Origin of the sequence: Leptospira hartskeerlii (assembly GCF_002811475.1) — a bacterium.
GTDB lineage: Bacteria > Spirochaetota > Leptospiria > Leptospirales > Leptospiraceae > Leptospira_B > Leptospira_B hartskeerlii.
Map to the genome: position 1 here is coordinate 201,607 of NZ_NPDL01000003.1, position 14,580 is coordinate 216,186.

The 14,580-nt window shown below is 40.1% G+C and carries 16 protein-coding genes; 9 read left to right on the forward strand and 7 right to left on the reverse strand.

Going from position 1 to position 14,580, the window contains the following annotated elements; genetic code table 11:
- Window positions 1–242 precede the first annotated feature (242 nt).
- The 9 genes from CH352_RS06320 (at window position 243) to CH352_RS06360 (ending at window position 5,860) form a co-directional block, all read left to right on the forward strand.
- Complete coding sequence (locus CH352_RS06320; protein ID WP_020768055.1) at window positions 243–557, forward strand: STAS domain-containing protein; 315 nt, start codon at window positions 243–245, stop codon at window positions 555–557.
- 28 nt (window positions 558–585) lie between these two features.
- Entirely contained in the window at window positions 586–1,401 is an 816-nt protein-coding gene (locus tag CH352_RS06325) for a hydroxyacylglutathione hydrolase (RefSeq protein ID WP_100705982.1), read from the forward strand.
- A 169-nt stretch (window positions 1,402–1,570) separates the two neighbouring features.
- The gene (locus CH352_RS06330) at window positions 1,571–2,950 is read left to right on the forward strand and encodes a dihydrolipoyl dehydrogenase (RefSeq protein WP_100705983.1); all 1,380 of its coding nucleotides are present in this window, start codon (window positions 1,571–1,573) and stop codon (window positions 2,948–2,950) included.
- Window positions 2,951–3,012: 62 nt separating this feature from the next.
- The gene (locus tag CH352_RS06335) at window positions 3,013–3,930 is read left to right on the forward strand and encodes an ABC transporter ATP-binding protein (RefSeq protein ID WP_100705984.1); all 918 of its coding nucleotides are present in this window, start codon (window positions 3,013–3,015) and stop codon (window positions 3,928–3,930) included.
- A complete protein-coding gene (locus tag CH352_RS06340) occupies window positions 3,927–4,700 on the forward strand; it encodes an ABC transporter permease (protein ID WP_100705985.1) in 774 nt (257 codons plus the stop codon). Before CH352_RS06335 ends, CH352_RS06340 begins: the two co-directional genes overlap by 4 nt.
- A 1-nt stretch (window position 4,701) precedes the next feature.
- Entirely contained in the window at window positions 4,702–4,974 is a 273-nt protein-coding gene (locus tag CH352_RS06345; RefSeq protein WP_100705986.1) for a BolA family protein, read from the forward strand.
- Window positions 4,975–5,039: 65 nt separating this feature from the next.
- On the forward strand, window positions 5,040–5,261 hold the full coding sequence (locus tag CH352_RS06350; RefSeq protein WP_100705987.1) for a BolA/IbaG family iron-sulfur metabolism protein: 222 nt from the start codon (window positions 5,040–5,042) through the stop codon (window positions 5,259–5,261).
- 25 nt (window positions 5,262–5,286) lie between these two features.
- Window positions 5,287–5,598 (forward strand): Grx4 family monothiol glutaredoxin, encoded by a 312-nt coding sequence (gene grxD / locus CH352_RS06355; protein ID WP_100705988.1) that lies wholly within the window; start codon window positions 5,287–5,289, stop codon window positions 5,596–5,598.
- A 1-nt stretch (window position 5,599) separates the two neighbouring features.
- Complete coding sequence (locus CH352_RS06360) at window positions 5,600–5,860, forward strand: glutathione S-transferase N-terminal domain-containing protein (RefSeq protein ID WP_008589741.1); 261 nt, start codon at window positions 5,600–5,602, stop codon at window positions 5,858–5,860.
- Here CH352_RS06360 and gshAB read toward each other — a convergent pair.
- Genes gshAB through CH352_RS06395 form a run of 7 tightly spaced genes read right to left on the reverse strand, consistent with a single transcriptional unit; the run spans window position 5,843 to window position 14,526 of the window.
- Window positions 5,843–6,883, reverse strand: coding sequence for a bifunctional glutamate--cysteine ligase GshA/glutathione synthetase GshB (gene gshAB / locus CH352_RS06365; RefSeq protein ID WP_165780157.1), 1,041 nt, complete (start codon window positions 6,881–6,883; stop codon window positions 5,843–5,845). The genes CH352_RS06360 and gshAB overlap by 18 nt on opposite strands.
- Window positions 6,871–8,412, reverse strand: a complete 1,542-nt coding sequence (gshA, locus tag CH352_RS06370) for a glutamate--cysteine ligase (protein WP_100705990.1) — start codon at window positions 8,410–8,412, stop codon at window positions 6,871–6,873. The genes gshAB and gshA overlap by 13 nt, the downstream gene beginning before the upstream one ends.
- A 27-nt stretch (window positions 8,413–8,439) precedes the next feature.
- On the reverse strand, window positions 8,440–10,203 hold the full coding sequence (gene ggt / locus CH352_RS06375) for a gamma-glutamyltransferase (RefSeq protein WP_100705991.1): 1,764 nt from the start codon (window positions 10,201–10,203) through the stop codon (window positions 8,440–8,442).
- Window positions 10,203–12,446 (reverse strand): ATP-dependent Clp protease ATP-binding subunit ClpA, encoded by a 2,244-nt coding sequence (gene clpA, locus CH352_RS06380; RefSeq protein ID WP_100705992.1) that lies wholly within the window; start codon window positions 12,444–12,446, stop codon window positions 10,203–10,205. Before clpA ends, ggt begins: the two co-directional genes overlap by 1 nt.
- Window positions 12,443–12,766: an ATP-dependent Clp protease adapter ClpS gene (gene clpS / locus CH352_RS06385; RefSeq protein WP_100705993.1), complete on the reverse strand. Its 324-nt coding sequence runs from the start codon at window positions 12,764–12,766 to the stop codon at window positions 12,443–12,445. Before clpS ends, clpA begins: the two co-directional genes overlap by 4 nt.
- Window positions 12,763–13,935 carry a GNAT family N-acetyltransferase gene (locus CH352_RS06390; RefSeq protein ID WP_100705994.1) on the reverse strand — a complete coding sequence of 391 codons (1,173 nt, stop codon included), beginning with the start codon at window positions 13,933–13,935 and terminating at the stop codon, window positions 12,763–12,765. The genes clpS and CH352_RS06390 overlap by 4 nt, the downstream gene beginning before the upstream one ends.
- A gap of 3 nt (window positions 13,936–13,938) precedes the next feature.
- On the reverse strand, window positions 13,939–14,526 hold the full coding sequence (locus CH352_RS06395) for an RNA polymerase sigma factor (protein ID WP_100705995.1): 588 nt from the start codon (window positions 14,524–14,526) through the stop codon (window positions 13,939–13,941).
- Between the last annotated feature and the right edge of the window lie 54 nt (window positions 14,527–14,580).

Below are 14,580 nucleotides of genomic sequence, written 5' to 3' on the forward strand. Positions count from 1 at the left end.
CCTTTAGTTTCGCTACAAAATCGAGCACTTACTTTTACCGAATCACTAGTTTTTGCGAGCGATTTCTTATTTTATTTGGCTCAGTTTTTGTTCTAAAAAAGAGTTTACCTCCGCTTTGCCACAAATTAGTCTATTGGATCGGGTTCCCTCCCGGTTTGGAAATTAATTCCGAGATTTCTTTTAGAGATCCGTTGTTTTCTTAACCCGAGGATAGTCAGAGAAATAGAGATCGGAGCCACTCATTGGAAGGTTTTCAAACAGACGTATCCCTAGAACAAGGGTCTTGTGTAGTTAAGATCCAGGGGAATGTAAGCCTAAAAAACGCATTTGCGTTAAAGGAACTCATCATTCGCCAGTTCGACGAGGGCCATAAAGATATCATCCTAGACTTCGAAGGTGATGTATACTTGGACTCTTCCGGGATCGGTGCCATCTTCAATACCCAAAAGTACGTTACCGAAAGGCATGGACATCTGAAACTCAGAAACTTAAGCAGAGACGTGATGACTATTTTAAGGATCGCGAATCTAGACAAACACCTGGACATTATCCAATAAACCAACCTTCTCCGCTTGTCTAAAATCCATGTTGGAAGTTCTTAGGATCTATACGGACAGTCCTCTCCGAAATTTTACTTACATAGTAAGAGAACCAAATTCCCAAAAAACACTTTCTATAGATCCGTATGATCCGGGACAAATTTCCCAAGTTTTGGAAAAGAAAACCTGGGGATTGGATTATATTCTAAACACTCATGAGCATAACGATCATACCTGTGGAAATGATGGACTTGTTTCCAAATATGGAGCCAAGGTTTTGGCTCATCCTGCAGGGCTCGGAAAAATCCCTCATGCTACTTACGCATTAAAAGAAGGAGAGAAAATTTTAGAAAGTCCTGATGGAAATTCTTATCTACAAGTTATTTATACTCCGGGCCATACATTCGCTCATGTTTGCCTTTTGCAGATAGAAAATGGATCTATTTACGCGGTCTTTACTGGAGATACGATCTTTAATTCAGGTGTGGGAAATTGCACTCGAGGAGGAGACCCTAAAACGCTTTACGAAACCGTACTCAAAGAATTCCAAAATCTTCCCGGAAACGTTAGATTGTATCCAGGACATGATTACCTCAAAAACAATCTAAAATTTAGTTTAGCGATTGATCCTAGTAATGAGGCAGCAGCCAAAGCTTTGTCAAAGGCGGAAAGTCTAAAAGAAGACCAAGAATTCTGGACTACAAACTTCTCGGAAGAAAGAACATTCAATCCATTCTTCCTTGTTTTTGATCCGAAAGAAAATTTGGTATCAGGAATTCGGAACAAAACACAAAATCAGTCTTTGGTGTCAGATCCTCAAACTTTGTTCATAGCCTTGAGATCCCTGAGAGATAAATGGTAGAAGGTACTCTGCTTTCTATTTTTTTATTTTCCCGAAATCAGTACAAACAATATCTAATATTTTGTGAATAAGAGAGAATACTCCGGTAAATTTTTGAGATTTATCTGAAGTCTTCTCCAAAAGAATCCTTTTCGTATGGAAGCATCCCATTCTCCATTGAATTAACCGCATGAAAAAGTATGATATTCTCGTAATAGGCTCCGGAGGAGGAACTAAGCTAGTCACGCCTCCTTCTAAACTTGGTTATAAGGTAGCAATTTTAGAAAAAGATCGTTTGGGAGGCACCTGTTTGAACAGGGGATGTATCCCTTCTAAAATGCTCATCCATCCTGCGGAAATTTTAGCTCAGGCAAAAGATGCCTCCAAATTCCAGTTGGGAATTCCCGGTCCATTCTCCGTAGATTTTAAAACTTTGGTGGAAAGAGTCTCCGCAACTGTAGATGCAGATTCAGATAGCATTATCCCTGCTTATGAAAAAAATCCAAACATAGACTTTTATCCTCACGAAGGAAGATTCGTAGAGAACAAGGTAGTGAAAGTAAATGATGAACTACTCACCGCGGATCGTATATTTATAGCTGCAGGATGTAGGCCTTCTATCCCCAATATTCCTGGTCTTGCAGGAACTCCTTATATGACTAGCAGAGAAGCACTTAGAAGAACTGAACTTCCGAAAAGACTTTTGGTGATTGGAGGAGGTTATATTGGTCTAGAACTTGGTTTTGCTTATTCTGCATTCGGCTCTAAAACCACTTTTATTGTCCGAAATAGAATGCTTTCTCATGAAGACAAAGATATCGTAGACGGTTTCGAAAAGGCATTTTCCAAAAGAGAAGATGTTCGTTTAGGAACGGAAGTGAAGAAGGTAGAGTATAAAGAAGGTATCTTCCGTTTGGAGTGCCAAAATTCTTCAGAGACTTTTATATTAGAAGGAGACGCACTCCTCGTCGCCACAGGGATCAAACCAAATACAGATTGGTTGGACCTCCAACACACCGATATACAAACAGATGAAAAAGGGTATATCAAAACAAACGAATACTTTGAAACTACTGCAGATGGTGTATATGCTCTGGGAGATATTATTGGAAAGTATTTCTTCCGCCACTCCGTTAACTTTGAGGGAGAATTCTTGTTTCAGTCCTTATATGTAGACAAACATAGAACTCCGGTCGAATATCCTCCTGTTCCCCACTCAGTATTCACTCATCCTCAAGTAGCAGGCGTGGGAAAAACAGAACAACAATTGAAGGAAGAAGGGACCGACTATATCTCCGCAGTCCATCCTTATTCAGGAAGTGCCACAGGAATGGCTAGACTATCCGAAGACCAATTCGTCAAAATATTAGTAAGTCCTAAAACCAGAAAAGTCTTGGGGGCTCATATCCTCGGCGATGAGGCCTCTAATCTCATACATCTTTTTATACTCCTGATGACTATGGGTGGGACTCTAGAGGACTTGCTAAAGATGATTTATGTTCATCCCGCTTTGCCTGAAATCGCAAGAAACGCTGCCAGGAAAGCAAGAGAAATCTTAAGCTCTTCCTAAAGCCAAAAGATTGTCGAAACAGGGCTTGTTCAAAATCATAGAATTGGAGCGATTTTTCGGGAATGAACAAAGCCTTAGAGATAAAAAATTTGGTGAAGACCTATGCCGGAGGAGTGCAGGCCTTAAAAGGGATCGATCTGACTGTGGACGAAGGTGACTTTTTTGCACTTTTAGGTCCGAACGGTGCGGGGAAGTCCACTACGATCGGTATCCTCAGTTCCCTAGTAAATAAAACTTCCGGAGAAGTTAAAATTTACGGAGCGGATATAGACACAGAACTTACATTAGCAAAATCTTATATTGGTGTAGTTCCGCAAGAATTCAATTTTAATATATTCGAAAGAGTGGAACAGATAGTCGCCAACCAGGGAGGATATTACGGTCTTTCCAGAAAGGTAGCCGTAGAAAGGACTCACGCTTATTTAAGCCAACTCGGTCTTTACGAAAAAAGAAAAGAAGGTGCAGGAAGACTTTCCGGGGGAATGAAAAGAAGGCTCATGATAGCAAGGGCTTTAGTTCATAACCCTAAAGTACTCATTTTAGATGAACCAACTGCAGGAGTGGATATAGAATTTAGACGTTCTCTCTGGGATTTCTTAGTAAAACTGAACGAATCCGGGATCACGATCATCCTCACCACACATTACTTGGAAGAAGCGGAAAATCTTTGTAAGAAGATCGCGATCATAGACCAAGGAAAGATCGTAGAAAACACTTCCATGAAGGAACTTCTAGTAAAATTAGATTCCCAGACATTCGTGTTGGATCTAAGACAACCTGTTACTTCTCCAATTGATCTAAACGGTTTTCATTTGAATAAAGTGGATGATCTTACCTTAGAAGTGGATATCGGTAAGAACAATTCATTAAACGAATTATTCCGACTTTTGGACAAAAGTGGGATCCAAATATCAAGTATGAGAAACAAGTCCAATCGATTGGAGGAACTATTCTTGAAACTAGTGGAGAAAAAATTATGAACTTCGAAGAAAAATTCAATGCATTCTCCACTATCGTTCGAAAAGAAACAGTTCGTATTCTAAGGATCTGGATCCAAACATTAATCCCTCCAGGCATTACGATTTCATTATACTTTCTGATCTTTGGAAAATTGGTCGGATCTCAAATTGGAGATGTAGGAGGTCATACCTATATCCAATTTATCGTCCCTGGACTTGTGATGATGTCCGTAATATTGAATGCATACAACAACGTAGTATCTTCTTTTTTTGGAGCAAAATTCGGAAAAAATATCGAAGAATTATTAGTCTCCCCTACTCCAGCGTATCTAATCGTTCTTGGATATTCGATTGGTGGAGTGATCCGCGGAGTTTTAGTAGGGCTTATAGTGACACTGGTATCCTTATTCTTCACTGAATTAAAATTGTACGATGTAGGGATCGTAATCATCACAGTAGCACTTTCTGCTCTGATGTTCTCTATGGGTGGATTTTTGAATGCGCTTTACGCCAAAAAATTTGACGATGTTACGATCATTCCTACCTTCATACTGACCCCACTCACCTACTTGGGCGGAGTATTCTACTCTATTAAAATGCTTCCGGAAGGATGGCAGATTGTTTCCAAGTTCAATCCAATTCTTTATATGGTGAATGCATTTCGTTATGGATTCTTGGGAGTAAGCGATATTGATCCGGTTGAGGCAATCGGGCTTTTAGTAGTAGGCACCATTCTACTTTATTCTCTGTCCGTATTTTTACTCAGCCGTGGTTTCGGAACAAGGACTTAAAATGCAAGATATGTTTATAGAAATGGAAAGACTTCTGAGAAACGGACTTTCTCCGTCTGAATTAAGAATTGAGGATTTTTCCGAACAACATGCGGGCCATTCCGGGAACCCTACTCGCAAAAAAAGAGGAACTCATATCCGGATATTTATTACGAGTCCTGAGTTCCACGGGAAATCCCTTTTGGAACAACATCGCTCCGTTTACCGGATCATGGATCCGTTCCTAAAAGAATGGGGCGTTCATGCACTTGAATTAAAGACATCTATCCCTTAGAAAAAAGATTGTCCGGGAAGAGATTCTAAAAAGTGCTGATAGTATTAGAGTCTAAGATATAACAGATGACTGTCCAAGAAATTCGGGAAAAAATCCAAGCAGGACTTCCGGGCTCGGAAGTAGAGATCCAAGATCCGTATAACGACGGAGTACATATCAAAGCGATCGTAAAGTTTTCCGGATTTGCCGGAAAGTCCATCGTGGAACAACACAGAATGGTGTACGCAACATTAAAGGACGAGTTAAAGGCAGAAGTCCACGCTTTAGGACTCGAAACCAAGGTATAATAACTAACAGATAGGAACAAGTATCATGGATAAAGAATTACAAGATAAGATCGAAGGATTGATCTCTTCTAAAAAAATATTTCTGTTTATGAAGGGAACTCCTGACGCTCCTATGTGCGGTTTTTCCGCAGGAGTGACCAACGTTCTCAGAAGTTTAGGTGCGGATTATAATTCGTTTAATGTTCTTTCCGACATGTCGGTCAGAGAAGGAATTAAAGAATTTGCGAACTGGCCGACCATTCCTCAGTTATACATTGACGGAGAATTTATAGGCGGGCACGATATCGTCGTTGAAATGGCAAGAAGCGGAGAACTTCAGAAAAAGATCGGTGCTTAATATGATGAAACTCTTCCAATACGATACTTGTCCTTATTGCGCCTTTGTTCGTGGCCATTTTTCTGAAATGGGCCTCAAAGAAGGTAAGGACTACGAATTGGTCGAGGCCAGCAGAGGAACCCCAGGAAGAGAGGAAGTCCTACGTTTAGGAGGACTCTCTCAGGTTCCTTTTCTGGTAGATGGCGATATTAAAATGTATGAATCCAGAGATATTGTAGACTACGTAAAAAGTAAGATCCAAAAATTAGGAACTGTATCCTAATACGTCCAAAATTTTCTCTCCCACCTTTCTATTTTTTCCTGAATAGGGATAATTATGAATATATAATACAGGATTGAAGTTTAGTTCTAAAATCCTATAATCGCCCTCGGCTTCCAGATTTTTTACAATAATATCCACACCACAGATCTTTGCTTCCACCGCTTTTGCCGCTTGTACAGCAAGTTTTTTATAAGAAGAATGTGCAATATCGGTTACATCTACGGAATCTCCTCCCGTACTGATATTCGAGTTTTTACGGATAAAAACTTTTTCACCGGCAGCAGGGATGGATTCCGGAGTTTTTCCGGATTCTGTTAAAACGTTTAGTTCAGTATCATCCAATCGGATCTTTTCCAAAGGAGTCACATGACCTACTCCTCTTCTTGGATCTTGATTCTTTTCTTCTATCAATTCTCGGATGGACTTTTTACCATCACCTATTATATTCGCAGGGATACGATTGCAAACGGCGACACATTCGTCTCCGATCACCAAAAACCTGTATTCGTTTCCTTCTGCGAATTCCTCTACGATTGCAGTTTCGGAAAATCCGAGTGCAATTTCCAGTGCCTTCTTCTTTTCTTCATTAGAAGAAGAAGATGGAAGAATACTGATCCCAATCCCGAAATTGGTAGTAACAGGTTTAACCACCATTTTTTTATCTGAATTTTTATTTAAGAATTCCAGTCCAGAGTTTAGATCCGAAACAGCCGTCCCTCGCGGGACGAGTATATTCGATTCTTCTAAAATACGTTTTGTAATGGTTTTGTTTTCCATCACGAGGAAGGTCATATAAGAGTCCAATTCCGTTTTAGAGGCTTCCTTTACAAGCCTAGTGATCCCCTGCCCTTGAATTCGGATAAAATGACTGGGACGATCTAAAATTTCGATTTCTAATCCTCGATTAAGCGCATCTCGGATCACGATCTGAGTCGAGATTTCAAGATCCTCGAATCCTTTTAAGATAAATTCGTTCGGATCTAATTTTTGACCGGCTTCCAGTTTATATTTCAATGGTTGCAGATCCTTGCAGTCGGATTCTTTTTTACCTTTTCCGCTTCTTCTATTTTGATCTTTTCCGCAATGGACTTTTGGACTTCCTTGACAAACATATTAAATTTGCCCGGAGTTAGTTCCATCTGAGATTGGATCCTATAATTTTCTTTAGCCAAATGAATTCCAAGATCTCTAAACTCCCAATCCTCTTTTAGGATACGATCCATCAATTTTCCGGAAGGAGTACACGAAGTGTCTTCCCAACGTTTATTCATGATGTTTAGAATTTCTTGGTAGAATCTTTTTCCAGTATGACGGTCCAATTCTTCCGCGATAGGCTTGAGGCTCTGAGTGAATTCTTTTCCTCTAGTTAAGAAATCTTGTTCTTCTCCATCATCGCTTAAAACTTTTAGGCCAGGTTTTCTTCCTTCCCAGATAATTCGTTTTGTATTTTCTCTAATCCTAAGCTTTTCCTTTTGATCAATCGATTTGCTCTCCCTCAGCAATCCATCCAGAAGAACCATCTGAATATAACCGAGACTTGGCTTATGAATTCCAGTCGGGGATTCAGGCTGAAGATCTAAACAACGGATCTCGATATATTGGATCCCTCTGTTTTGAAGAGCATCCAGCGGCCTTTCGTCGTTTTTAGGGATTTGTTTGGGTCGGATCGGAGAATAAAACTCGTTTTCTATCTGAAGATAATGATCGTTTAGCTGGTTTGGAATTCCACCATAGGGTTGGTATTTTGTATAAGGAGTGCTAACCGCATAACACATCCCATCTATATATTCCTTTAATGAATTATAATTAATCGGAAGTTCATCCTGCACCTTACTTGTGTATCCTATCTCACTCATCCTCAAAGAAGTAGCGTAAGGAGCGTAATAAGTATGGTTCTTATGTTTTATGAAAGGGAAATTGCTCTTAACAGGTAAGAAAGTCTCATCAAATACCGGAGTTGCTCCCGTTAAGTATAAAATTTCAGGAACCCTTCTCATAAAATTTCGGGTAACAGAAAGATAAAGTTCGGAAATTTCCTCTTTGGTGAACGCTTGGATCTCTTTACCTAAAATTTGTTTTAAGAATAAATTCGAAAAAGAAAAATTATAATGCACGCCGGAAATTGTCTGCATCCTTCTTCCATAACGTAGACCTAAACCGTTTCTATAGACTGTTTTCCATTCTCCGGAAAAAGAATGACCGTATTGTCCGAGAGGAATATCCTTATCTTCTTTAGGAAGAATGGGAGGCATACTGAAAGGCCAGATCCATTCTTCTTTTAAATGCCTAGAAGTGAATATATGCAAATCTTGTAATTCTCTTACAATTGCCTCAATTCTAGGCCTAGGATTTGTAGCAAATTCAAGTTGTGGTTCCGAAAAATCAGTCTTAATAAAATGGTTCGTAAGACTGGAACCTAAGGATTCCGGATGGGGAGTAGTAGAAATCCTTCCATCGAAAAATATACGCATACTTTCCTTTTCCAATCCATGTTTTGCTTTTACAGCATGACGTAGATTCGGAAATACCGGAGTTTTAGCGGATCGATTCATTTTATATTCCTAACTATTTTTTTAATATTATTCTCCCAAAGGGATCCCGTCTCCCCGTGGGTCTGCCGCACCATACAATGTACCATTCTCTCTTTTTACACAGAATAGTTTTGCCATATTGTTACCGAGCCTAACCTCGTGCTTTTTGGCTTTTAATTGATTGAAAGTAGCTGTATCAGTTGCAGGGCCTTCAATAGAAAGTGCATCCGGAAAGAACTGATGATGGATCCTTCCTCTTGCAACCGACTCATACAAAGTCAAATTTAAGTCTAAGCTAAACAATATGGATTGTAAAACCGCATTTACTATATAAGAACCGCCTGGCGCTCCAGTGACTAAAAAGGTTTCTCCATTTTTCAAAACTATAGTAGGAGACATGGAGCTCAAAGGAGTCTTTCCTGGCTGGATAGAATTTGCTTCTGCACCGATAAGACCGTACACGTTAGGCTCTCCAGGCGAACGACTAAAATCATCCATTGTATCGTTCAGAACGAAACCGTATCCTTCGAGCACAACTGCAGCACCAAATCTATAATTGATAGAATGTGTGGTAGAAACTGCATTTCCTTCCGCATCCACGACGGAAATATGAGTGGTCTGAGGAGATTCTGCTTTTAAGTTTAACCTGCTTAAATATGTAGAACTTGGAGTCGCTTTTCCAGGATTAAAGTCCGAAATTTTTTCTTTGGCGTATTCGGAAGAGATCAAAGTTTCGACGGGGATCTTAGTATATCCTGGATCTCCGCCAAGAACTGCTCTATCAGAATATCCTCTTCTCATGACTTCTGCCAAAAAATGATAATAATCGCTTTGGGAGAAATCATACATGGAATGAAGTTCTTTTGTTTCCAACATCTTTAACATTGTAAAAAGATGAACTCCCGACGAAGGAGGAAACATTGTCCTAATATTATAATTTCTATATGTAATCTCTAAAGGTTTTTCTTCTCGTACCTTATAGTTTTTCAGATCGTTAAAATGGATTGGACCGCCATTTGAAGAAACTTCTTCTGCGAGAGCCTTCGCAATTGCACCTGTGTAAAAATCCTTTTCCCCAGTTTCCGAAATGATCCTTAGAGTTTTTGCCAGATCTTTTTGGATGAAAACTTCTCCAGGCTCAGGGTTCTTTCCTCCAGGTATAAAGATCTTTTTCATTCCAGGACTCATGTCTTGTTCTGATTCCTGGATTGCCTCGGAAAGATCTGGATAAACTACAAATCCATCTTCTGCCAATCGAATAGCAGGAGCTAAAACCTCTTTTAGAGGAAGTTTCCCGAACTTTTTATGGATCTGCACAAGACCAGCCACCATTCCAGGAACACCAACCGATTTGTATCCGAGCAAAGATTCTTCCTTCGGACGACCTTTATACATATTACGATTTGCTAAAGAAGGTGCCCTTTCCCTAAAGTCAAAAGCGTATGACTTTCCGGATTTTGCATGATGATAGACCAAAAATCCACCGCCTCCAATTCCGGTGGAAGAAGGACGGGTAACGGAAACTGCAAAAGAAGAAGCGACCGCCACGTCGATCGTGTTACCTCCCTTTTTATAGATTTCCAGTCCCACCTTGGAAGCGTCTATGGAGTCCGTAGAGATCATGATCTTTTTGGATTCTGCAAACAAAGTGTTCGGATCTATCCCGAACTTAGGAGCAATAAGGTTTTGGGTGGAAACCTCTCTACCTTCGATGATTAGTACATTCTTCTTGCAAGATCCAAAAACAAGAAGAAGCAAAATAGAAAGGATGAAGAAACTTTTTGAATTAGGTCTAACCGTTCTAAAAGACATTATTTTTCTCTAGAACGGAAGACTAATTTAAGTTCCTCGTTTTGTATTTCCAAATTCACATCTCCACCGTTTTTTAATTCGCCGAACAGGATCTCTTCAGAGAGTTTTTTGGAAATATTAGAATCTATCCACCTTTGCACTGGCCTTGCCCCGAACAGAGGGTCATAGGATTTTTTAGCGATCCAAAGTAAAACTTCTTCTCCGTAATGAAGTTGGATACTTTTCTCTTTCAGTCTAGTTTCGAGAAGCTCTAACTGTTTGCGAACTACCTTAGAAACAGTTCCCTCATCCAGAGAAGAAAATTCTATCACTGCAGTTAGCCTATTTCTAAACTCAGGAGAAAACTGTTTTTCGATAGCTTTTAACCCACGGTCGGTCAAAGCAGTATTATCGAATCCTAATGGATTAGAAGCTCTCTCTCTGGCACCAGTATTTGTAGTCATGATGAGAATGACCTGTTTGAAATCCGCCTTTCTACCATTATTATCAGTTAAAGTGGCATGGTCCATGATCTGAAGTAGAATATTATAAATATCTTCGTGAGCCTTTTCAATTTCATCCAAAAGTAGAACACAATGAGGAGTGCGGACGATCGCATCTGTCAATTGCCCACCTTGTTCAAAACCAACGTAACCGGGAGGAGAACCTATAAGGCGAGAAACAGTATGTTTTTCCATGTATTCGCTCATATCGAATCGGATGAATTCTATGCCTAAGATAGCAGCGAGCTGCTTGGATAACTCGGTTTTACCTACACCGGTAGGCCCCGCGAATAAGAAAGATCCGACAGGTTTTCCTGGCTCAGATAATCCACTTCTGGAAAGTCGGATCGCTTGGACAAGCTCGATCACTGCCTTGTCTTGGCCGTAAATTTTGCGCTTTAATTCCTCATCCAAAGCTTTTAGTTTTTCTCTATCGTCCGCTTTTACAGTTCTTGGAGGAATTTTAGAAATTTTTGATACTAATTCTTCAATCTCTTTTACACTCACGATCTTGGACTTGGAACTTTCTCTGAGTTTAACTTTAGCTCCTGCCTCATCGATTAAATCGATCGCCTTGTCTGGAAGTTTGCGATCTAGAATATAACGTTCTGCGAGTCTCGCCGCTTCTTCTACCGCTTGGTGAGAATATTTTACTGAGTGGAATTGTTCGTATTTAGGAAGAAGTCCTTTTAAGATCTGGATGGTCTCTTCTACACTTGGTTCGTTTACTTCTAATTTTTGGAATCTTCTAGAAAGAGCATGGTCCTTCTCGAAGATCGCTTTGTATTCCTTATAAGTTGTAGTCCCTATACAACGTAGTTCCCCATTAGAGAGCGCGGGTTTCAAAAGGTTAGAAGCATCTAAAGATCCTCCTGACACGGCGCCTGCACCTATGATCGTATGGATCTCATCCACAAATAATACATTATCAGGATCGGAAGAAATAGCCTGCACTACATTCTTCAGTCTTTCCTCGAACTCACCTCTGAACTTGGTTCCTGCGAGTAGAAGTCCCATGTCCAAAGAATATACTTTCGTATTTTTTAATACATCCGGAACTTTTCCGTTTATTATCTGAAGGGCCAAACCTTCTACAATCGCAGTTTTTCCTACTCCTGCATCTCCTACAAAGATAGGATTGTTTTTACGTCGTCTTGCTAAAATATGAATCGTTCTTTCAAGCTCTTCCGCTCTTCCGACTAAAGGATCCAACTTACCTTGGCTTGCTTTTTCAGTCAGATTCACACAGAAATCGGACAAAGGATCTCCGCTTTGTTTTTTGGAAGTCTCATCGGTAGAATTTCCTTCTCCTACCTTCTCTCCTGATTTTTTGATTCCATGCGAAATATAACGAACCACATCAAGGCGGGAAATATCCTGCCTTCCCAAAAAGAAAACTGCATGAGACTGATCTTCTCTAAACAGAGAAGCTAAGACATAGCTCCCGTCCAATTTTTTCTTTTCTGTAGATTGTACTTGAAAAGCGGCTAACTGAAGGACTCTTTGAGCTCCTATTGTATATTCAGGCTCGATCTCTCCAAAAGATTCCGGAACTGATTCCATTTCAGTATCTAAATATTCCTTTAACTCAGAACGTAACTGATCCAAGTCCGCGCCGCATGCGATCAGAACCTCTGCCGCAACCGGATCGTAAGTTAAGGAAAGGAGAATATGTTCAAGAGTAATGTATTCGTTTCTTCTCTTGAGGGCTTCTGTTCTTGCTTGATTTAGAGATTTTTCTAGTTCTTCGGATAATGTCATGATTCTTCCCCCTCTTCAATTTCCATCTGACAATGCAAAGGATGTCCATGTTCCTCTGCGAGCATATGGGTTTCGTTCACTTTTGTTCTTGCAACGTCATGAGAATAGACTCCACAAAGAGCCTTTCCGGTCGTATGTGCCTGTAACATTATTTGTTCGCTCTCGACCTGGGTCCGATAAAATACCACGCGAAGAATCCAAACCACAAACTCCATAGGCGTATAATCATCATTCAAGATCACTACCCTATACTTGGCTGGTTTTTTAAGTTTCAGTTTCTCTTTCGTGAGAACCTGCTCTTCCGTTTTTACATCGCTCATTGGTCTTCGGATTCTCCCCTCATCGCCTCGTCCTTTAATGGGGAAGAAAGATTTGTTTCCCTTATCATTTCCTGCATATGCATTCTTTCGCTTTCTAAAAAACGTTCAATCGCATTTCGAGCCTGGTCATGGAAAATAAAATGGGAGCTATAAGTAGGAACGGCAGGAAATCCTCTTAAAAACTTCTGTTCTCCTTGTGCTCCTGCTTCGAAAATTTCAAAACCATTTTTGATCGCGTATTCAATAGGAGCATAATAACAACATTCGAAATGTAGAAAAGGATAATGTGAAGAAGAACCCCAGTATCTTCCATATAACTTCTTTCCCTTTTTCAGGTTGAATGTTCCGCCTATCGTGTCCCCGTCCTTCTCCGCTAAAAATAATACCAAATTTTGGGAAAATTTCTCCAAAATGATCTTAAAGAATTTTCGGTTCAAATATGGAGATCCCCATTTTCTGGAATATGTTTCAGTATAAAAAGAATAGATAGAGTCCATGTCTTTTTCAGAAATATCTTTGCCTTCTTTGCATAAGATCCGAATTCCAGATCCTTTGATTGTTTCTCTTTCCTTTTTGATCTGTATCCTTTTTTTGGATCTGAAATCGCCCAAAAAATTTTCGAAACTAGTATAGCCTCGATTCTTCCAATGGAATTGGTGAGTGATCCTAGTGGCAAATCCTCTCTTCTCCAAAGCTCTTGCTTCTCCTTCCTCTAAAAAAAGAAAATGGATACTGGAGAGTCCTTCTGCCTTTGCATTTTCTAATAAAGGAGGAAGTAGGACGTCCAACGCCTCTTCCGCAGATACATTATTTCTTCTTAATATTTTCTTACCGTTCACCGGGGTGAATGGATAAGCCACAAGCCCCTTAGGATAATAGGAAAGTCCGTTTTGAGAGAAAAAATTGGCCCAGGAATGATCGAAAATATACTCACCATAAGAATCGTATTTATGATAAAAAGGAAGAGACGAATGTATTCCATCTTCGTCCTCGGCTACCCAGTATTCAGGATGCCAACTGGTTCTTCCACCTACACAGGAAGAAAGTTCTAAAGAATGTAAAAATTCATGATTCGAAAAAGGATTTTCGGGATCTCCCAAAAGATTCCAATCCTCCATTGAAACTTCTTGGAGAGAGGAAATCCTGGTGATCTTTGTTTTACCTGGCATTTTCTATTTCTTGGACGTTTTTGAGCCTTCTATCGTTCTCTCAGACTCGGAAAAAAATCGTTTCAACTTTTCCAGAGAACGATGAACGATCACCTTCACATTGGATTCGGAAAGCCCCGTGGTTTCGGAGATCTCTCTGACCGATTTTCCCTCCAGTTTTGCCATGGTTAAGATCCGTCTTTGTCTGGGTTCCAAGACATTTAGCCAGGATTCAAGTCCCTGTTGGACCTCCCACCTGTCTTCTATAGAGATTTTTTCTTCTTGGGCAAAACCTTCCATCTCAGCAGAAACAAGTCTATCTCTGGTTCCTTTCCTGCGGATATAGTCTATGGTCTTGTATCTAGCGATGGAGAAAAACCATGGTGCAAAGGGTCTTTCCCTCCTGTAAGTCGCCCTCGCTTTGTGGATACCGATCAGAATATCCTGGATCAGGTCTTCTCTATCTTCCTTATCACGGACCTTAGAGCTCAAATGATTGTTTAAAATTTCCCTGCATTTGGAAAGTAGGAGTTCATATTCCTTGGAATCTCCTTCTTGGGCTAAGCGCATTCTTTCCGAAAGAATTTGCCAGATATCTTGCTTTTCCGCCATGTAACCTTATGCAGTTTGACTCGAATGAATTAATGAGTCGTATAAAGAATAGCT